Raw genomic sequence first — 21150 nt, forward strand, 5'->3', positions numbered from 1 at the left:
ATAGGGGGGCAGGGCGATGAGACACGCGATTCTGGGGCGTTCGGGCGATCGGGGAAAACTGGAGAGATGGTTCAAGCGAAGCAGGCGGCAGTTCCGGTACCTGAATGTCTTGGGTGTGGCGCTGCTGTCACTGTCCTTGTGGGTTGCAACGTTGATCACTCTGTTCCTGCTCCTTGCCTATCGTCCAACCTTGGACACCGCTCCGGACGACGCGTTGTTCGCTTACACTGGCGGCATACACTTCTATACGGTCGGATCGGCGCCGGCCCGAGCCGTGGTCATGGAAAACAGGTATGCGGCGCACGATTTTACCGAATACCTCGCGCGCACTGCGGGGCTCGTTCCAGCCGCCTGCACGGTGTCCGATAGAACGGTCCGGATACCCTATGTGCCGACTGGGTCGGGCGAGGTTGCGGACGCTGCGGATGGGGGTACTGGCGTCGCGCGGTCGGTCCCACCCGATACGACCTTGGCGCCCGGCCTGCTTGGCTTCTGGATGGGTGAGGACACCCGGGAAATGCTGGGCGGCTGTCAATGGCGCGGCGAGCCCAGCAGCATTCTGGCTGTCGTGTCGCCCGTCGGTGCGGTGCAGAAGCTGACGCTTTTCCTGATGATCCTGGGGCTGGTCCTCGTGCGCAAGGGCGCGCTGCAAATCCGGATGGACGCCGTGTGTTTTCCCGGTCGATCCAGGGCAAGAGCTTGGAAGGAAAGTCAGATTCAGGACATCGAGATGATCGTCCATCCGGTTCTGACCCCGCCGGACGGGGATAGCGAGATGCTGCCATTGTATCCTACCAAGCCGATTTCGCTGGACGGGGCATCCGCGGCCCGCGAAGAAGTCGTCACCTATCGCAACAATGTCTATTCGACACGGCTTGCCATGGGTGAAAACCAGCTTCGTCAGCCCTTCGACCTGATCCTCAACGTGCTTGATTCCGGAGTCAAACACCGCCGGGTCGGGCCGATGACCGACAGGATCGCCTCCGCCATTTTCGATTTTCGCGAAAGGATCGGCAACCGTTTCTGGTTTGTCGACTATATCCTGTGGTTCCTGCCGACGATCGGGTTTCTGGGCACCATTTACGGGATCAGCGTCAGCCTCGTGCGGGCCAAGGGCTTGTTCGACGAGGAAAACGAGTTTTCCCAGGTCATCCGGCAGGTTGTCGATGGGTTGGGGGTCGCCTTCGACACCACCTCGATGGCGCTTATCTGTTCTGCCATTCTCTATTTCTTCCTGCGCCGGACGGAGGCGAAGATCGGGCCGTTGGTGGACCGCGCGGAAGAGACTTTGACCGAATTGCTGGTGGGAGCAGTCGTGGATACGGCGGCAACGGCGCCGACGGAAACCGAAGGGGAAAATCAGGACATCCTCGTTGAGGAAAACGCTGCCGAAGTCGAAGAAGTGGAAGAGGCGGACGCACCCGCCGACGTGTCAGGGGAGGCCGCTGGTGGTGAACCGCGGTCCGGCGAATGATTGACGCGCGCCGGGCCCGCAAACCCAAGATCCGGCCAGAGGTGTTCGGGTTATCTACTCTGGACACTGTCACCTGTGCGTTGGGCGGCTCGATCATGCTGCTTGTCATGTTGGCGGCCGGTACCATTCCCGAAGCGCCCGTTGCTCTGGTTGACATCCGAAGGCTTTTTCAGACCGGCGCCGGTACGGACGGCTTGACCCTGGCTGAACAGAGCGAAGTGGAAGAGGCCGTTGAGATTCGCAATCTCGCGATGATCTACATTGACACCGGGAACAAAACCGTCCTGAAACTGAAACCGGCGCGGTGCACGGCGTTGGAGCCGAGTATCATCTCGATGGCCGGTGCGAAGGTGCAGTATTCCCCGACGCCTGCTGGCCATCAGCATGCCTTCGCGATCTGGCCCGAAAATGCCTCGACGATCAATTGCGGCAATCTTGCGCTGGAACTCGATTTCGACGCCCCGCCTGGGGGCTGCCGGATCACATTGGTTTCGGGAAACCACTATCAGCTAAGGCCCGACGACGGTCTCGGTTACGTCACGTGCCCCCAGAGGATCAGATTGCGGAGCAATGGCCAGGGTGTCTTCCAATTTGACGGGAGGCCGTGATGCAACGCGCCAAGGTCCAATTGCCCTGGATTTCCATGATGGACCTGCTGTTCGGCCTCTTTGGCGGACTGATCATCCTGGCGATGATCATCACGCTCAAGCTGGGCCAGAATGCCGGTATTGAATCTCGTCCCTACGCGCTGATTACCGTCTCGGTAGTTCCGGCGGCCGCAGGGGACACGGGTGTGCAAGCCGTGCTCGAACGCATGCACCTTGCCTTCGATGTCAAGAGCCGGGTGGACGCGAGCGGACCCGTTTGCCTGTTTAGTGCGGCCGCCGACTACGGCGATTGCGAAGATTTCGAGCGCGAGCTCGACGGTGCGCCCGTGCGCTTTTCCACAAGTGCGAAGGGGACATTGTCGGCAAGTCTGTTCATCGGCTCGGTCGAGGACACTCTACCCGCGACACACATTCGCCCTGCGCTACGCGATATTGCCCAGTTTTTGGGCGGCCCTGCAAATTACGAGTCGATAAGGGGCCAAAGCATTCAATTCCGGCTCAGCGTGAAATTCGGCGGGGCCTTTTTTGAGCCGACATTCGCGCCAATGACGATCGAGCACCTCATCGAGCTGGCATCTGCCAGCCCGCATCTGGGAAAGGACGTGCCGATCGTACCCGAGGGCACTTTCGATTGTTCGAAGGCCCAAAACCAAGCCGCAAGGGAAGCTTGCGCCAGGCTGAAGGTGATGCCCGATGGTTTCGTTTTCGAGTAGTTTCAAAAAGTTCGGCCGTGTTGCCACACTCATACTGGCTTGCGGTACGCAGCCGGTCACGGCCGAGATCCTTCCCGGCACGGCAGAACGGATCACCCAGCTCAGCCAATCTTTCCATCGGCTCGGACTTCCCGGCAATTTTCCTCAGGCATCGGTGATCGCGACGGACATGCTGTTTGTCCTCGAAGAGTTGGAGCGCCTTTCCGGCCTGGTCGATGTGGTCGGCGAAGACCTCTCCATCTGTGGAATTTCGGATGGATCGGGTGGCTTGTCGCTTGACGTGTTGGGCCGCCAGGATTGTCTGACCGTCCTGCTTGGCGCCGAGCGTGCCCGGTGGCGCACCGCGGCGGAATTGTCGGCGCAGGTTCATCTGCTGGCGCGCGACTCCTTGATCGAGTCCCTTCCACTGGAAGGCCTCGAGGATCTGGAAGAATCCGCTCGCCGTACTGCCAGGGCCTGGTGGCGCGAGGCCGGCCCAGCAACGCTTGAGGCCTACGCCCGGATCGGTCGCGAGTGGATCAAGCACGTCGAGAACGACGTGGAGGAGGAGCGGGAAAGAGCGAAAGCCGAGATTTTGGATGCCCTCGACCGGATTGCATTGGAACCCGGCGCGCTGCAGCTGCGCCAGGTCCTGACGCAAACCCCCGTACACGAGACTCTGCGTGAGGCCTTCATGCCCTTGGTGGAAGAGGCGACCGGACCGGGGGGGCAGGCCGCCAAACTCAAGGCGGCTGCGCGGTTTGCGGGGGCGCTCGACAGTCTCATGTCCCGTCAGATACGCGACATCTATGGGCAGGACGCGGCTGCGACTTGCGCGGCGCTCCGGCTCAGAAAGATGACGTGGGACGACAGATTGCCGCCGCTTGGGAAACACTGTCGCGCGGCCATCGCCCTGCTTCAGGATGTTGACGAGGGCGCGGGTGTTGCAGATGCAGAAGCGTTTCAACAGCTTCTGATTCTGGCCTTCGAGGAACGCATCCTGACGATGCGGCTCTTGCTGGCGAAGCTTGGCCGCGTGAACGCGTTGGAAGGCGAAATCTCTTGCTCCGGCGTCATGGGCGCGCTCAACGCATCGCTGGACGACCGTGGGCGCAGACCGTTGGGGCGGCAAAGTCTCGACCAAGACCTGATCGATCAGGCGGCTGGCGGTTTTGCCCGCTTATCGGCTGCCTGCCTTGCAAATTCCAGCGCAACGTTACTCTCCAGAAGTTGCCAGGCAGGTAGCGAAGCCGTTCGGGCAGAGGCAGTGTTCGGTCGCATGCCTCCACGGATCGCCGAGCGGTTGCGCCCCAATTGGGACGCTCTGGTAGAGGCTGCCGACACCGCTACACTCGCACAGTTTTGCGATGATCCGGTCGGGTTTCGAAATGCTGTCGCCGCAGGCAAACTCGACCCGGCACAGGCGGTGGTGGAGGCCGTCGAAGAACTTGCCGCCACGGCACAGGACGTGACACTGAATGCCAGCATTTCAGAGCTTCGCCCCTTTCTGGACGGCTATGAACTTCCGGTTCAGGTGTTCAGCGACATTGTCGATCGGCTCGATCTGCTCTGCACCGAGATCACGGATATTCTGCCGTCTGATCCTTCGGACGCCCCCGATCGCGCCGAGCCGCTTACCGCGCAGATGTTGCGTGCGACGCTGGTGGATGCCGGAATTCTCACGTCAGAGGGCAAGCGGCCTCCGGAGTTGACAACGCTTTGCGAGGTCTTGTCACGGAAGGATCGTCAAAGGGACGGCACCCCGTTGGATGTCATCCTGACAAGCGCTCTGGCGGATGTGGAGGATACCACTATTTCGGCCGACGAGGCCGCAGCCTGGGCGCAAGGCGTCATGGAACGGCTGAACAAAGACGGTGACCGTTTGGCCACGCGATTGGCGGCAGGGGTGGCCGTTGCGAAGGGCGTGGACAAGGTCAGGCAGACCCTTTCCTTGACCGATTCGGCGGACGGCGATCGCCGCTGCAACGCACCCGGACGTGATGAGGCGCCACAGGATGCGCCCGCCTCGCTCGCCCCGGGGATCAGGATCGCCGATTTCAGCTCCAGTCTGGATACATCGGGCGAGGTGTGGAGCGTCGGTGTTTCCGCGACGGTGAACCTGGTCCTCTGCGGTCCGATCGCGCACGGTCAAGGGGGCACCGAGGGTGCCGTCGGCGGGGGGCAGATGCAACGGACGCTTTCGCTCGGACCAAAGGACGACAAAGGCGAAATTATCCCGGTGAAGGCCCCCCTGGCCCTCGCCCCCATCCCGCTGGATGGGAATGCCAAGGCGGATGAAATCGTCGAGGCGATTGTGGCCGGTGCACGGGATGCTGCCGCGGACATTGAAATCGACGAAGAGGTGCTGCTGGACGCCCTGGCTGAATATCTGCGGGTCGCCGGGATCAGCGACCTCAACGTGATCCGAAGTTTCGAAGCCAGTAGCGCGACGATTGAATGGGATGAGGGTGGCTGGGTGCGCGTGCGGACGACGATTGCCGCGCCGCGCCCGGATGACATCGGGATGACTGTGCCGAATGTCGAGCTGTGCCTGCTGCTTCCCGTCTTGGCCGTGAATGACACCGACGAAGACGCCGATTGCATTCCGATCGAGCACCTCGAGGACCGAATAACCAAAATTCTGGTCGAACAGATCGCCAGACCGGTCTTTGACAAAGTCCTGAGCGACCTCGGCATCTCGGTGCAGGGAGCGTTCAGAGAGGCGGGCATCACCCCTGACATTAGCATCGGTTACGCACGGACCGATGGTGGGTACGCTCCGACGGTCGTTTCAAGGATTGCCCTCAAGTCGGAAGACCTGAATGCGCTTGCGGGCGTCGCCGCTGCCGACACCGAGCCTTTTCAGGATGCGCTGGTCATCAATGTCGCGATCCAGCCTGACGGCCAATATGACGTCACGGTGGATCCGCCGAGGCTGAACGACAGCTTTTTCCTTGCGCTGCTACCCGACCTCGCGGAGACGGGTTTTCTGCGGCTTTCACGCCTGTCCAGACTTCCGGATGGGGCGCGCGCATCGCAGAGGGACCGATGCGATCCAATACCGGCGAACGCAACCGAACCGCAAGCGGGCCAGCCTGCTATCGGGGTCCCGAAGGAGGCCGTCCGGCGCATTTACCGTCTGGCCCTGACCGAAGAAGCGCCTCTGTCCGGTGTTCTCGGCTATGTCTGCGCAGAGATCGGCTCGACGCCCAGCTTCGTCGCTCCGCAGAGCGGCGAATTGCGCACGCCCGATGAAAACTGGCGCTTGGTGTTTCAGACAGGTGACAAGGTCGAATTCGTCGCGAAGGATGACGAAGGCTCGAACAACCACCTGCTTCTAGAATTGGAATTACGGGTGTCGGACCCGGATTTCCGGAAATTGGACGGGAAGTCGGTTGCTGTCGAATTTGACCTGACTACGGGGGCATGGCGTCTGCCAGCAGCGGCCCGGGCCAACCGCGTCGCGTATGCGATGATCGAAGAGCAGTTGAGCCGCCAGTTGCCGCAGGGCGTGCGGGTGTACGGTGTGGAGTTTTCCAGCGATGGCATCAAGTTGCGACTGGCTCCCCCTGATGCGGATGACATCGTCGCCATTCTCGCCGATGGAACGTTGTCCGATGTCGATCTCAGCGGGCTGCGCGACACGCTGAATACGGCATGTGAGGGCTACGCGCCCTTCGTGGGGCTGGCCCGGATGATCGAGACCGGCGAGGCGCAAGACGAGGTGCCCGGTTGCGAAGGCATGTACGATCCGCTGGTCCACGACATGACCATGCGCGGTGCGGATATCTCGTGGAGCTGCGCCCCCATCAGCGGCAACTCGAAGCTTCTGCGGACATGTGACATCGTTTTCGATGATGAACTGACGATCTGCGAAACCAAGCTGAATATCGAGGTCAATTGGGACAACGCACGCAATCGTGCCTTCGAGGATGGCGAATTGATCGAATGTCTGGAGGATCACGTCGGCAGCATAGTTCCCGAACAGCTGGGGCCGCGGATCGCGGTCGGGCGCCCCGGCCTCAGCCCGGATTGCCTGGCCGCCCCGGCGCGCTGTCGCCTGACCACGGAGATCACGGCTGATTTCTCCGACGCTTTCGATGACCTCGACACCGATCAGCTCGGTCTGGCTGGTCTCGGACTGGAGGCGACAACCTGTGGCCAGCTGAGCGACGATCTGGTTGCGACACTGCACGCCGAGTTTGGTCTGGACGGCACCAGCCGCTTCCGCTTTTCCGGTGCCGAGGGCGACTTCGATGCGGTGCTTGACCAATGCGCCGCCGACCTGTCCCTGGCCGTCGCGGAAGCGGCGTTCCGGGAAACCCGCGCTGACGAGACGCTTGATGAGCTCTGGGACGAAGTCTCTCGTCATGGACGGGAGCTGCTTGCCGCGACATCGGCCGAATTGACCGAGGTCACGGGAGAGACCGTCAGGTGTGAGCTCGCGCTTCGCGACGGTGGCACGCCTTCGTGCGACGCATTGTCAGAAGAAATGCTGCAATCTGGCACCCTGCGCGGTGCCCACTTCGTGAGTGATTTTGTCATCTTCGAGACCAAGGTCGAGGTGCGTGTCGGGTTCGCCTTCGAGTTGGCGGCGCTCACGCCCGAGAATTTCCTGTCCGGGCGCACCCAGCCCGAAGAGGTCTGGAAGGGTTTGCGCGACAGCGCCAAGGTGACATTCGATCTCGGCTGCAAAGATCAGACGAGTTCGGAATGCCTGTCCGGCATCGGGCACAAGCTGGCCGAGGAACTGCCGGAAGGTTTCGTTTCCTACGAGGGCGGATTGCAGATCGAACCTGGCCCTGCGCGCACCGCGATCAAGATACCGCTGAGGATAAGATACGAGGATTTCGGCTTGGACCTGCCGGTGGTTGTCGACTGCGGGCTGGAGACTCCGAGGTGGAACGACATTTCGCTGAGCTGCGCGGCCGACCCCGATGCGGTCATCCTGGAAGCCGTCGCGCAGGGACTACGCGCGCTAGTCCCCCTTGAGATGGATCTCGGGCTCGCCTCCATCAGTGTGTCTGATCCGGAATACAAGGCCGACCGGGGATTGGTGATTATGAAGGCGCAGGCCAGTTTCAAGGGGTTGGATGTACTGCCGCAGGGTTTCGATGAAGCTGGGGGCGCCGTGACCATCGACCGCGATCTGAGGCCGAACATCGAAATCGAGTGGACTGAGCTGGTCAATGGCGCCAGTGAGCATCTGGCGGATGCCGTGAACGGAGTCATCGGGGATTTCCTGCCCGTCGAAATCGTCAAGATCGAAATTGACAGCACCGATGCCAAAACTGGGATTCCCGACAAGATCGGTATCGAAAGCCAGGCCAACATCATCGAAGTGATCTCTCTATCCGCACCAAGGCTGGTGTTGTCGGAAAGCGGGCTGGAGGTCGAGGGCCCGAACCGGTTTTCGATCGAATTGCCCGATGGCTTCTCGATCCCCGTCCCGCCGATCGCCATCTGCCCCAATGGCGGGGCCATCGAAGACAAGGAACTGACGCTCAAAGCCAATATTACGATCGGCGAATGCACCGCCTCCGGCATCCTGAAATTTGCCGGTTCCGTTACGGTCTTCCTTGATCGGCCGAAGGTCGAGACCCTGGGGCGGCTGGTGGTGCTCACGGTCTTGCCGCTCGGTCACAGCGAAGGCGTGTTCGATCTCGGCAAACGTATCATCAGCCATGAAACCGAGATCGGCGGCGTTATGTCCGACATTATTCGGATGCGCACGATGTTCGTCGCCAATGGCCAATTGATGACCGTGAAGGCCGAAGGTGACATCGACGTCTTCAAGACACGTGTCGGAGAGGGGGTGTTCGACCTCGACCTGAGATCTGGTGTTCTGAACACGGCCTTTGAGGCCGACATCGGAATTGCCAAGGGCCAGGGGTTTGTCCGTACCGAAGCCGGGTTTTCGCGACCCGAAGCCGAAATCGACGGCAAAATGGGGATTGGCGGGTTCCCGGTCTTCGGGACTTACATCAAGGCGCGGGCACGGTTTGCCAAGGTCGGTATCTCGATATTCGGCCTCCGACTCGCAGTGGCGTTTCCGGGCCTCGACCTTCTCGATCCCAGCAAGATCGCCGATCTCCTCAAGGACCTCCTGACGCCTAACTTCGAGAACCTCGATGAGGCGCTCGAGGCGCTGTTGAGCGGCAATATCACGATTAACCCGTTCGCGGATTTTGGCTCCGGGGGCGACGGGATGGGCGATTCCTCGGACGGCGACGCAGGCGAGAGCGCCGGAGGGGACGGCGCGTCGGACGGCGGGGAAGGAGATCCCGGTGAGGGATTGGGTAATGAGGAAAACCCGTCCGAGGCGGAAAACCCCGCGGGACCGCCGACACCTGTCCCGCCGGAGGGTGTGCTTGCCGGTGGCCTGGCTGGGACAGCGCCCGCACCGCTCTGGTTCGAGATCGATGAGACGACGGAGTTTGTGCGCATCGGAACGGGAACACAAGGCGGGGAGGATGAAAAGGTCGTGGCACTTGCGGTCCATGACTCGAAACACTTCGACACGTCCGGGACGCGCCAAGGCAAGACTCTCGTGTTGCTCGACCAAGGATACACGCAGATTTTGGAAAGCGCGCCCCATGCGGGGCCGCCATGCGACATCGCCGCGCAGACGGACAGGATCGTGGTCGTCTATGCAGGCACCGATGCGCCCCGGCAGGGCATGTACGAACTCTGCCGTCTGCGCGACATCAATGGCACGCCGGTCACCGAGAGTTTCTTTGCACAGGCCGACGCCGAAACACTGAGCGATGTGGCGGCCCTCCAGGATGCGCTTACTGCTGAATTGCTCAGCCGCAGTCAGCTGGATGGACATGACCATCGGCGCCTCCTGCTGAAGGCGCGGCTGATCGCTTCGGGCGATCCGTCGGGCCTGCGCGGAGCGGCCGCGTTTCAGCGCCCCGGCGAGCTTCTGGTAGCGATGCGCGGCAAGTTCAAGGAGAGCAAATGTGGTGGGCAAGCCGAGCCGGACCCGGCTGGTGAGTTGGCTCATCGGATCTATCTTCTGAAAGGGTTCCGCGCCGCCGATCTCGACGAACCCGCCACCGTTCTGAGGGCCGTGCGTTCCGTCTGGGGATGCGAGCCGGGGGCCCTGGCGCGGTTCGACCCCAAGACCAGGGAGTTGGCGACCTCTTCGGCGATCAGTCGGGAAGGGGACAATGGGTTCGACATCGTGGCCGTGCTTCCGGATGTCGAAACCCCGGAAGAGCCCACCTCATTCTGGGCCGCCACGTTGGTTTCGCAGGTCGAAGAACGCAGGGAAGAGCAACAGGAGCAGGAAGAACAGGACAGGAAGAGCAAGCAACTCCGCGAAGACGTCGACCAATCCGCGGCGCAGGGCCAGTTGGTTGCCCCGGCGTGCGAAGTGGGGTGCACGCCTGTGACCGTCAGCTTCCAGACGGACGGAGACGGCTGCCTCCTGATGATCGGCGCCACTCCATACCCATTCGCGAAAGACGGCGACCTTTTCGGGAATGACTGTCGACCGGCGCGTCCCGAGTTCACTTGGCTCGATCTGTTCCCGACACCTTTTGCGGTTCTGGCCGCCAACCCGGAAGCGGCGCCCGCCACTATAACGCTGGGCCAGTTCGCCCAGAACCGGCTGGACAAATCCGGCGCGCTTGGGTTCGGCGTCGTGCTGCAAAAATACACTTTCGCACAGCACAATTTCCTTTCCGGATTGCCGGGGCTGGTAAACCCGCGCGGGGCAACGCTGGGGCAATTGCAGAGCCTCTATCACCCATCGGGCGCCATCGCGGCGGTCCTGCCCGGCACAGATGGGCGCGACAGTTACTGGCACATCCTGAAGGGTGACGCCTGGTTCAACCTGGGCTTCTCCGGCTCCGACCTCGCACCCGACCGCGCGGCGGCCTTGCTCCCTCATCTGGCACCGAACACAACCGGCGCGCAGATCCGCAAGAACGGTGATGTGTTGCTGGTCACCTCCGGCGCCCATAAACTGCTCGAATGGATCGGCGACAACTGGCAGCTTGTATTCAAGCTGGATCAAGACAGATGGCAAGCGCGGTTTAGGGATCACGTCCTTACGCATGTTTCCGACACGCTAGCAGACCCGACGTGGACGCGGGACGGTCGCCCTGTTCCCTATAACGAGAGAATTGGCGGCTGGGGCTTCACGGCGGTCGACAGAGACAGTGGCGATGGTGAGCTGATCCTCAAACGGGTTTCGGCACCTGACTACGAAGCCGCGTTGACCCCGCTTGAAACGTGGGGTGGTGCGGACAGGTTCGATGAATTCCCCGAGGGCAATCGGTTCTGGTTCAAACTGGACCTGCCAGAAGAGATGACCGGGTTCCGGATCACATCAGTTCATGACACCGCAGACAGCGTCATTTGCCTTTTTGACGCAGGCCTGAATCGGCTTGCCGGAGACGATGACAGCCATACCAAAAGACATTCGGCGCAACTCGACTATCGCATCGACCCGTCCCGCAGACCTGCGTGGCTTCGCATTACGGAGTACAATAACGATAACGCGCTGCCCTCGGATCTGACGGTGGAGCTCAGTCCGCTCGAAAATGCGGAAACATCCGGCCACCCTAATGAGCAATGCGACGAGGTCTCGCCCGAAAAGACGGAGCTGGATTTCTTCGGCGAGCTTTTCGTCCGAACCACAATCAAAGGGTTGGGTGCTGCCAACGGTGATCCGGCGATGTTGGCCACGCTAGCGAAGGGGATCCTGTCCGATGAATTGCCGAGTGCGTTCGATCTGGTTGCGGTGCCCATGGGAGACGGGCATCAGAAAAGCTTCGTGATGGTTCGCGAAGACGATGCGCAACGGATCCTGAGACCGGACGCAGATAGCCTTGAATTCATGCCTTTCCTGCGGATCGAGGGCGATCAGGCGCCCAATAAAGGAACGCTCATCCGGGCTGTGAGCAAGGTCTTGACCCGGTTCGGCACCACGGAAAGAGTGCTGTCGGGGCAATCCATCGAGGTCGAAGGCGTCAACGCCTGGAGCGTGACGACAGCGCAGGATGGCCAATCCAGGCAGTTTCTGTTCCTCGAGCAGGACGAAAACGTGGCCACCGTCGATTTGCGCCAGCCCAATGCAGAGCCGGCACTGCTGGCCAGGCTTGTCGATTATGTGGTCCTGAACGGTTGGCCGTCGGTGTCCGATGCGCAGGTCGATCCACTGATCCTGGAGGTGCGCGGCGAGGATTGTGCGACGGCAGTCGGCGCATGCCCGCGCCGCTTCGTGCATCTCGAACCCGGGGAAGAGGTGGCGTTTCCCGAAGTCGTGATAGGCGAGGAAGCGTTCGGCAGCTCGATCTATTCGCGCTGGCTCGAAGTGTTTTCCGCGACCGTTGCGACGCGACGCGACGCGGTTTTTAACCGGGATGCCTATGAAGGGATCAAAACGGACACGATTGGGGCGTTCCGGTTCTTGCGCGATGGTCCGATCTATTTGGTAAGCGACGCAGGATGGGCCTGCGCGAACCTGACCGGGTTGACCGTCCGCAGCGCCGAGATGGCAGAGGTTCTGTCGTCCATGGCAGGCAAGCTCGACGCCGATTGGCAGGACGGCCCGGCCCTTCTCTGCGATGAGCCACATTTTAGCATACAGGCGGGCCCTGCGGGGACGCCGGATGCCGTACTGCTGACGCAGTTTGCCGCGGATGGCCGCCTCCGCATGATGAAGGTGCCGCTGCGCAATCCGGCCGCTGCGACAGTGATCGAGCCGACCGAGAGTCTGCCCCTTCCCTTGGCGATGACCGTCCGGGACGATTTCGCTGCGCGCACCGGGGCGCTGGGCGTCGGTGCGTTCTCGGGTATGGATCTGCTGGCTGAAACCGAACTGGTAGATGGGCGCGACATCTGGGTCTTCGGCGATGGCAGCGTCGATGTCGGGTCTGGCAACTCGCTGGCCGCATGGTCAGTTGCGTTCATGAATCCGAATCCGCTCGCAGGTACGGCAGACGATGAACCTCAGTTGCTGCCCTGCTTGTTGACCGGCGTCAGCGTCGCGTTGCCGCAAGGCGCGGAAGGCAATACCAGCGTCGTGGAGGCCGCAGTGGAGAGCATCCGCGAGGCGCTGGTCGATGCGGACACGTGCCATGGCGCGAACGGTGCCGTGATCAATGTCTGGCAAAACCCGGATGGCGGCTATTCCGCCTTCTTCCAGGAAATCCTCGACTTCGGTGCATTGGAGGAGGGGCCGGGCACCGCCGATATCTTTGTTGCGAGTCTGACGACACCCAGAATCCGAGCCGACGTGTTTCGCATGCTCGACGATCGGCGCCGCAATCTGCACGTGGCGGGCACGAAACGCAAGATCGTCGCGACGTTCGGCGATCAAAAGATCAAGGTCGATTATCGTGTGATGGAAGGCCTGTTCGAGACCGAGCAATCAGACCTCATGCGTCTCTTGGTCGAACGTCTGGATGCGCTGAGCAAGACGACACTGGAATTGGGCTTCACCACGCTCGATCTGGTCTGCGCCTCTGACGCCGAATGCGAGACCTTGGTGGGGAGATGGAGCGCCGGGGCCTCGGTGGCGCTGCAATTGAACGCGGGCGGCCGGGATGTGCGATCCCTGGCGATTGCCCTGAATGCACGACCCGCGATTGACGCCGCAGTTGCCCTCGCGCAGCGGTTCGCTACGCCGGAGGGCGCGGTCTACGAGGTCTTGACTCGGTCCGAACGCCTGTTGGCCGCCGAAGTTCGCAACGGCGACGTATGGCTCCGCGAAGATGCCAGCCAGGGATGGCAAAAGTTGGGAGTGTTTTCTCGGCGGCCACCGGGCGCGTCGGCAGGAACGATCCCCTCAGTCGGGGAAGCGTCGATCCGGGATGCGGCGCTGCGCCGAATACTCAAGGTGGCGCAACCGTTCGAACCTCCGGAATGGTTGGTGAAAACGGGCGCGGTCTCTTCGCCTGCTGGGCTCGCCATGTCTTTTGAACACCGCCGGGGGCCCGGGAACCTGACGATGTGGGAAACCATTACGGCGCGCAGTTCTGTCGGCCCGATCTACTGGCGCGCGGCAGGCAGTCCCTTGCCCGTGGCCTTAATCATCGCCCACATCGAAACCGGCAGGCTGAAGGGCGGGCGAAAGGGGCTGTGGCTCCCCGACAAGGACGCTGACGAGCCGCAGTTGATTGCGCCGCTCTCCGCCACGCCGAAACAAACGCTCAGCATCGCGTCGTTGCATGCCGTTGAGGGCGCGGCCCTCGTGCCCAGGGTGACTTTCCTGCCAAACTGCGAGGGTACTCCCGATCGGTTGCAAAATCTCGTGCGGGGATTGTCGCGGCTCAATGGCGCAGCATCAGCGACCTGCACCTCGGTGGGCGGCGACATCTCGCTGCTCGTTTCTGCCCCCAGAATATCTGAGGGTCTGGTCGCTATGGTGTCGGGCTGGCAGTGGTTCGATGTCTCGGACCTCGGGCAGGAGCGGGAAGCCAACATGCGCGCCTTTGCCCTGGCTGTTTCGGGACAGAGCCCCGATGTCGACATCAAGCTGGCCCAACGGGAGGGTCGCGTTCTGGCATTGGCCCAGAGTGCCAGGGTGTGGTGGAAAACTGCCGGCCGCGACGTTGCCGAGCTGGGGCAGTTCCACGATGTCGATACGCGAGAGGACAAGCATCTGATCTTGCTGTCCCGTGTTGCCGGGATGGAGCTGGCGCAGCCGCCGCAGGATGCGCGTATCGTCAGGACGGCTCAGGTCCTGAGGGCTGACCTGATGCCGACGCGGACGGCAATCCTCGGCGGGGTCGGGATCATCGACCTGCGAACGTTCGAGCCACGGTCCGCGCCGCTCCCGTCGCTTCCTGATCACTTCGCGGAAGAGGGAACCGTCCTTTTGCGTCAGGACGGATCGTTCCCGGTGTTGTTTTGGCTGGATGCCAATGGCGCGGTATCGGGCGAGTTTTTCATGCGTGACGTGGATCAGGCCTGGCAAGCCATGGGCGACCTTGCCGCCGGTATGTCGCACACCGACGCGCGAACGCTCGCGGATATGCTGATCTATATTGCAAAGCAGTACGGCCGCCCGCCGGAGTACCTGGGCCGCACCGACGATGGCAGTTTTACCGCGTGCCAGGATGCGGCGCACGTCGGGAATGTCGATGTGTTCAAATCACGCACGGGTCAGGGCGTTGCGGTCGTGGAGGTCGAGAACACCGATTGCAGCCAGCTCCAGACAGATATGAGTCCAAGTATCGGCGCGGCATTCATGCAGTTGGAAACGCCCGCTTGTACCGGCAGCAAAGCCCTTTTGTTCAAGATCGGATCAAGACCCTTCCTTGGGGTGCAGGCAGGCACCGGCCCAACCGACGCCGGTTGCCTCTTTGCCGAAGAGGCCACGGGTGATTTCACTCTGATATGTGATCGTTTCCCCCTTATGCACCCGGCACGCGACCAACTCGTGGTTCTGTTCCAGACATCCATGTCGTGCGACTTGCAGGCGTTGTCGGCGACCCACGCCTTGGTCGAAAACGCCAACGGCGGGTTTTTGGCGGTTTCAAGGCATGCCTCAAGAATGCTTCGGCTGGTCGACACGGATCCGGGACATGTCCGCCGGAACGCCACGCCGCTCGTGAACTGGGCTTCGGGCCTTTCGTCGAACTGCCGGTCGGAGTTAACGGTGATGGACCTTCGCCCAGCGACCGATGACACGCTTCTGGAAGAACCGTGTCGCGGCCTCGACGTCCTCGACGGAAACGGTCACCAGACATTGGTGAATTATGTCCCCGCGACAGGGGTTCCGCTGGCCGAAGAGATATTGGGCGAGGTCGCCGATTTGTTCGGTGAATTGCGCGACCTGGCACCGTTGGAGTCATTGCCTACGTCCGAGGCCCTACTGATCCAGCTGCGCCACCGAGATATTCTGGTGCTTTCCAAGGACAGCCCTGTGATGAGACACAAGGCGCCCTTGTCGGCCTCGACTATGCTGCTTGGCAAGATAGACGGTAAGACCGATGACCTGACGCATGTGCTCTATCAAAAGGTTGCGGACCCTAGTAATGGCGGCGACGCCGTGCATGTTGCAGCGTTGTTCACGCCTGCGGCGCCCCTGCCGCTCAACGAGGCGCTCGATCCGGCAGAACATACCATCAAAAAGACATTGGCATGGTCGAACGGCCCGGTTCAGCCGATCAAGTTGGGCTTTGCCTTGTTCGAATCCGCCAAGATGACCTCTGTTGCGTTCGAATGGTTGAAGCAGCAGACATTCGGTCAGACCGATCTCGCCAGAGCGTGGCTTAACCAGGAGGGCCTCCCCGAATTCTACGTGATACGACGCGGAGACCTGTTGCTGTTCCGTCTGATCGACAACACGCAACACCGTCCTTGCACCAGGCTGGAACTGACAAATGCACAGAGTATTCTGGAAGACCTCTCAGTGAAGCCGCAGCCGATCGGCTTTTCCTCATCCTGGCCGGGTTCGGCAACGATCGGCGAGCCCGGTTGGTACGCGCCTTTGAGCCAAGACCCGCGCCTTGCCTTGTATTTCAGTCTCGACGCGAAGCGGTGCTGAGCTGGAGACAGGCGTGCCAAAACGGCGTCTTCCAATAGGTCTCGTCGGACCGTTTCGTGCTCTTGCGTGTCTCCACCAGAAAACCGATCCAGCTCAGGGGCCGTAAGACGTGGCTGAATAGAAACCCCGCGTGATCGTAGTATTCCCGATCATAGACGCCGTACTTTTCCAAGCCGTAGAGCGTCTTCACCAGATGCGGCTCGGTAAGGCCTTGCTCCGCCTCGACATTGATGATGTTGAGGAAGATGTCCCAGTTGCCCGGTGCGGTGAACTCGGACCGGGCGGTGCGGGCGTGATTGTAGCGAAAGAGGTAGGTCTCGGCGAGGTCGGCGAAGAAGGCGCCACGGTTTGAGGCCAAAGTTTTGGCTTTCTTTGAGACCTGGAACTTGCCCTTCAAGTGCCGACCCAGCTTCATGACGATCATGAGGTCATGCACGACCATGGCCGGTGCGACATCCCATTCATTGAGCACCTTGTTCAATCGCAACAGTTCCTCTGCCTTGTAATCCGGCCAGGGCGAGTTCGCCGCCATCCAATGCGCGAACTTCCGGTTGAACGCCTTGGTCTGTGTCAGCCCGATCCCGCCGTGTGTGTCGGCATAGGCAAAGGCGAGCTCCATGGCCCGAAGCAGTCAGGACTGGTCCAGGACGAGATCGTCATCGGCAATGGGTCGAAGCTTGATCATGCCCCGCCATATCAGGTTGCGCAGGGACATGTCATTCCGGTCGTGGCAGGGTCATCCAACTTCAGGCGTCATCCATCGTGGACGTAGCCAGTCCTCCTGCGGTCTGGCGTGATCGGCACGCAGCCCGGCCACCCCGGTTCCCCTCTCGTTTTCTTCCTGATGCAATCTCCGTGACCTGGCCCGTCTGTCGGGCGCGGCTTTCAGCCACCCCCTTCAAGCAGAACTTTCCCCTGCCTGCTTCGCAGTCATTCCTCGCGCGCCAAAGTTCAGCCTGACAGCCGGTCCGGGCGGTCCCGGTCTCCCGTTTGCATCGAAAACGAAGGAGAACCGAAATGACCAAGTACTACACCGTCAACACTCCCGACACCGGCAAGGATGGCAAGACCCGCTTCCACAAGGTGGGCGTCGCCTTCCCGCAGAACGAAGGCGCCAAGTCCTTCATGACCATCCAGCTCTTCGCAACCCCGGTGAATGGCGAGCTCGTCCTCTTCGAGCCCAAAGCCGACAGCGACGACGGCCAGGTCACCGAGTGACCCGGCCGGGGAGGGGCCTCGTGCCCCTCCCGCCAAACCTCACCGACATCTCACACGAAGGACAGACACAATGGAACTTCTGCCCCAATCCATCCTCGACCAGCTGGCCGCCAATGGCCGCGCCAACCAGACCCGCATCGAAGCTGGCGAGGACACCATCGACTTCGAGCCGGTGGTAAAGCTCTTCACTCCAGACGGCGGCGCCACTTGGCTCCTGAGCGAAACCGACCCTGAAGACGCAGATATCGCATTCGGACTCTGCGATCTCGGCCTCGGCTATCCGGAACTGGGTTCAGTTCGGCTCAGCGTCCTTATGGCGCATCGCGGTCGTCTCGGCCTACCGATCGAGCGCGACCTCCACTTCACAGCCGAGGCACCGCTCAGCACCTATGCCGAACGCGCACGCGAAGCCGGAGGGATCGTCACATGAGCACTAATATCCAACCCGAACATATCAGCGCCTTTGAGGCGCTGACTTCCGGAGAGCACGACAATTTCGCGCTGTTCTCCTGCTTCCTCGACGGAGCACCTGCGGTTGCGATTGTTGCCGTGACGCCCCCGGAAATCGAGGACGGTGAGTACCAGATCACGCCGCTCTTTGTGGGTATCACGGAAAACATGGTTCTGACGGATCATGAAGTAACTGCCGCCTGACGGTTGCGCGTCGCATAGCATTCAGAAGAAAAGGTCGCCCATTTCTGTGCGGCCTTTCTCAGTCTTGTTGATGTTCCCACGCGAACAAAGCTGGACGAAATTTTGGCGGCGTCCTGGCGAAACAGAAGGGCTCACTGTTCCCCGGCTGGTGTTGGTTTGAAGCGTGTTGAGTGGTCCGACGTCGTATCACTCCGTTGATCGAGATGTGCCAGCACCGGCCAGCAAAAAGACACGACATGCAAAACGTAATATTGCGCAATGTGATGTATTGAAGTATAAGCGAAGGAGAGAAGGAAGACATTGGCAGGATATGGCCAATGTTTGCACATTTTGTCCGAGGGGTCTGACCCGTGCCGAAGCCAGCGAAAAACCTGAAGCTTGAAGAGCGCATCGAAGTCGCGCGGCGCTTCGCGGCGGGCGAGAGCGCCAAGGAGCTGGCGGCGGCGTTTGGCATCTCCCCGCGCCATGTGAACCGGCTGGCGAAAGAGGAGGCGGGCGAGGGCATCGCGGTGCGCGATCCGAGCGAGACAGTGGCCTTCCGGGCAAGCCGATCAGAGCTGGACGCCTTCGACGCGGAGTGGCGCGAGCGGGGCTATGCCAACCGGTCGCAGGCGCTCAATGCGGTGCTGCGCGGGCGGTGCGGGTTCCTCGATGTGCCGCGTGATCTGGTCGCCGAATTCTGCGCTGCATGGCGTCAGGCGAAGGATGTGAGCGACGCTGGTTTGGTGCTTGCCAAGGCGGTCCATCGCGGTCGGCTGGCGGTCTCGGAAGCGGATCGCGCGGTGCTGATCGAACTTCTCGATCTTGTGCAGTCCATGAGCCGTGAGCTGGGTCGGATGAAAGATGCGGCGCAGGCACTGCGTCACCAGGAGTGGCCGCAAAAGGAAGAAGGGCAGGGGGCGGAGAGCGCGGTTCTGGAGGACGGCCCGCGCACGATCGAGTGCGGATTGAGGCTAGTGCGTGAGAGTTCCGGTTCAGAATTGGATCGCCCTTCGCTGCCTCTCGGCAAGCCTCGAACGCGAACGGCGATACCCGATGATTTTCTGAAGAACCGGAACTCTCGAAATGGCTGATCCGCTCGCACTCTACACTTCGGTCATGGGGCGGCTCTGGGAGGATGAGCGCATCCGGGGCCAGGCCGCGGCGCGGATCGATGCGCGGCTGGCGGGCCGTCGGCAGGGCCGCAGTTTCACGCGCGTCGGATCCCTGTCGGCGCGCAACGCGCTGAAGGCGGCCTCGGGCCAGAGCCGGGCGGCGGTGTTCAAACGGATCCGGGCCGGGGGCTGCAAGACGCGCGCTTCGCTCGGGGCGCAGATCTCCTACATCAACGACAAGGCGGTCTACACCTATTCGACGATGACCAACGCGCTGACCGATGCGGCGGTGCTTTCTGAGGAGCAGAAGGAAGACATCATCGAGGACTGGGCCGGGACCTGGCGCGGCTCGACCAAGCTCGGCTTCACCTCGCACATGTTGCTGTCCTTCCCGACCGACGTAACCGTCGACCAGGTGCGCGACATCGCGATGGACTGGACGGAGCATTTCTTCGAGAGCGGCGAATACGGCGACCAGTGGGATTATGTGCTCGCAGTCCATGACGACCGGGCGCACAAGCACGCTCACATTATCCTGAACAATCGCGGCGTCGAGAAGGGCACCTGGTTCTCCTGCTGGGCCGAAGGCGTGATGTCGCCGCAGCTGATGCGCGAAAAGCAGGCCGAGATCGCGGAAGGCTACGGCGTGATGCTCGACGCCACCACCCGGCTTGAGCGCGGCATCTTCGAGAAAGCCGCCGGGATCGAGGAAATCTACCGCGCTAAGGAAGAGGCCCGCCTGCCGCGCGAGATCGCCCTGACTGCCAAGGAATCCGCCATCGCGCAGGCGCAGGTGGTGGGCTTCGCCAAGGACTACAAGACCCTTGCCGACCTGCTGGACCGGATGGACCAGCGTCACATGGCGCGCGCCGTACGCGGCATGGCGGACGGGCTTGGCTCGGTCACGCCGTGGAACTTCACCGAAGGAGAGATAGACATGAAGGACATCAAGACCGTCGGTGATGCGATCGACTATTCCGAGCGCACGATCGAGGCGCTGAGGCTCAAAGCCGAGGAACTGGACCCGACCGAGCGCGCCGTTTTTGAAGCCAAGGCCGCGCCGATCATCGCGGACCTCTCGCAGATGGTGCCGGACCCGGAACTGCGCGCGCGTTTCGGCAAGCAGCTCGAGGAACCCTATCCGCCGGGGGCGGGCAGCGAGGTGCTGATCACCGCGCTGCAGCCCGGCAATGACGAGGGGCTACGCGATGTGCTCGAGCGCGCCGAGGAGGCAGGCATGGACAGCGTGGAACTGGTGGCCCGGATCGCAGCGGGCGGCACGCGGAACTACGGCATGGCGCAGGACTGGGTCGAGCGCGACATGAACGCGGTGCTGGCGAAGGACGGTCTGAGCGTGGAGACCGCCAATGACGAGCAGCTTGATGCCGCGCTCGAGAAGGTCGATGGGGTGATGGACGCGTTGATGGAGCGCGCGAAAGAACTGGGCGTCGAGATTGGCCGGACCCTTGCCGATGAGGAAGAGGCGACACTGCCGCTCATCGACGAGGATGACCGGACGCCCAATTCCTACCTGCAGGACCTCGCCGACATGCTGCGGGACGGTAAGCTCACCGAGGAACAGGAAGAAACGGTCGAGCGGACCCTGCAATCCGAGCTCTTCAGGGAATTGGGTGAAGAGGGCTTGGCCGAGCTTCGTCGCGGGAACTACGAGGTGCTGGACGCAGCCCTTCCGAGCAAGCTCGACCAGATCACCGTCACGCAGGAATTCCTCGAGATGACTTTCGAGGAGACCGGCGACCAGGTCTTCACCGACCGCGCTGCCGGGTTGCAGCAGGACAAGGCGACCGAAGTGGCGCGGCTGCGCGGCCAGCAGGAGGCGCAGGAAATGGGGCGCGATCTCGGTCGGGACCGCGGTCTCGATGACGAGATGGAATTCTGA

The 21150-nt window shown here is 61.7% G+C and carries 10 protein-coding genes; 9 read left to right on the forward strand and 1 reads right to left on the reverse strand.

The features are described from left to right. The first annotated feature begins 16 nt into the window (after positions 1-16). The 4 genes from GS611_RS16980 to GS611_RS16995 are packed head-to-tail and all read left to right on the forward strand — an operon-like array spanning position 17 to position 16284. A complete protein-coding gene (locus GS611_RS16980) occupies positions 17-1474 on the forward strand; it encodes a MotA/TolQ/ExbB proton channel family protein (protein ID WP_171120057.1) in 1458 nt (485 codons plus the stop codon). Beyond that, complete coding sequence (locus GS611_RS16985) at positions 1471-2082, forward strand: hypothetical protein (protein ID WP_171120058.1); 612 nt, start codon at positions 1471-1473, stop codon at positions 2080-2082. The genes GS611_RS16980 and GS611_RS16985 overlap by 4 nt, the downstream gene beginning before the upstream one ends. Then, positions 2082-2795, forward strand: a complete 714-nt coding sequence (locus tag GS611_RS16990; protein ID WP_171120059.1) for a hypothetical protein — start codon at positions 2082-2084, stop codon at positions 2793-2795. Before GS611_RS16985 ends, GS611_RS16990 begins: the two co-directional genes overlap by 1 nt. After that, positions 2776-16284 (forward strand): hypothetical protein, encoded by a 13509-nt coding sequence (locus tag GS611_RS16995; protein WP_171637507.1) that lies wholly within the window; start codon positions 2776-2778, stop codon positions 16282-16284. The genes GS611_RS16990 and GS611_RS16995 overlap by 20 nt, the downstream gene beginning before the upstream one ends. Here the strand turns inward: GS611_RS16995 and GS611_RS17000 are convergent. Further along, a complete protein-coding gene (locus GS611_RS17000) occupies positions 16259-16903 on the reverse strand; it encodes a hypothetical protein (protein WP_253285099.1) in 645 nt (214 codons plus the stop codon). The genes GS611_RS16995 and GS611_RS17000 overlap by 26 nt on opposite strands. 398 nt (positions 16904-17301) lie before the next feature. Between GS611_RS17000 and GS611_RS17005 the strand changes: the two genes are divergently transcribed. The 5 genes from GS611_RS17005 (at position 17302) to GS611_RS17025 (ending at position 21150) form a co-directional block, all read left to right on the forward strand. Beyond that, positions 17302-17502 carry a hypothetical protein gene (locus tag GS611_RS17005; RefSeq protein ID WP_171120061.1) on the forward strand — a complete coding sequence of 67 codons (201 nt, stop codon included), beginning with the start codon at positions 17302-17304 and terminating at the stop codon, positions 17500-17502. Between the two features lie 70 nt (positions 17503-17572). Next, a complete protein-coding gene (locus GS611_RS17010; protein WP_171120062.1) occupies positions 17573-17932 on the forward strand; it encodes a DUF2958 domain-containing protein in 360 nt (119 codons plus the stop codon). Next, on the forward strand, positions 17929-18156 hold the full coding sequence (locus tag GS611_RS17015; RefSeq protein WP_171120063.1) for a hypothetical protein: 228 nt from the start codon (positions 17929-17931) through the stop codon (positions 18154-18156). Before GS611_RS17010 ends, GS611_RS17015 begins: the two co-directional genes overlap by 4 nt. Before the next feature lie 350 nt (positions 18157-18506). Then, on the forward strand, positions 18507-19229 hold the full coding sequence (locus GS611_RS17020) for a helix-turn-helix domain-containing protein (RefSeq protein ID WP_371732287.1): 723 nt from the start codon (positions 18507-18509) through the stop codon (positions 19227-19229). Continuing rightward, positions 19222-21150 carry a relaxase/mobilization nuclease domain-containing protein gene (locus GS611_RS17025; protein WP_171120064.1) on the forward strand — a complete coding sequence of 643 codons (1929 nt, stop codon included), beginning with the start codon at positions 19222-19224 and terminating at the stop codon, positions 21148-21150. The genes GS611_RS17020 and GS611_RS17025 overlap by 8 nt, the downstream gene beginning before the upstream one ends.

Origin of the sequence: Ruegeria sp. HKCCD6119 (assembly GCF_013110585.1) — a bacterium.
GTDB lineage: Bacteria > Pseudomonadota > Alphaproteobacteria > Rhodobacterales > Rhodobacteraceae > Ruegeria.

Coding starts and splice junctions, on each gene's coding strand:
- GS611_RS16980 (WP_171120057.1), top strand. CDS start 17: ATGAGACACGCGATTCTGGGGCGTTCGGGCGATCGGGGAAAACTGGAG.
- GS611_RS16985 (WP_171120058.1), top strand. CDS start 1,471: ATGATTGACGCGCGCCGGGCCCGCAAACCCAAGATCCGGCCAGAGGTG.
- GS611_RS16990 (WP_171120059.1), top strand. CDS start 2,082: ATGCAACGCGCCAAGGTCCAATTGCCCTGGATTTCCATGATGGACCTG.
- GS611_RS16995 (WP_171637507.1), top strand. CDS start 2,776: ATGGTTTCGTTTTCGAGTAGTTTCAAAAAGTTCGGCCGTGTTGCCACA.
- GS611_RS17000 (WP_253285099.1), bottom strand. CDS start 16,903: ATGGAGCTCGCCTTTGCCTATGCCGACACACACGGCGGGATCGGGCTG.
- GS611_RS17005 (WP_171120061.1), top strand. CDS start 17,302: ATGACCAAGTACTACACCGTCAACACTCCCGACACCGGCAAGGATGGC.
- GS611_RS17010 (WP_171120062.1), top strand. CDS start 17,573: ATGGAACTTCTGCCCCAATCCATCCTCGACCAGCTGGCCGCCAATGGC.
- GS611_RS17015 (WP_171120063.1), top strand. CDS start 17,929: ATGAGCACTAATATCCAACCCGAACATATCAGCGCCTTTGAGGCGCTG.
- GS611_RS17025 (WP_171120064.1), top strand. CDS start 19,222: ATGGCTGATCCGCTCGCACTCTACACTTCGGTCATGGGGCGGCTCTGG.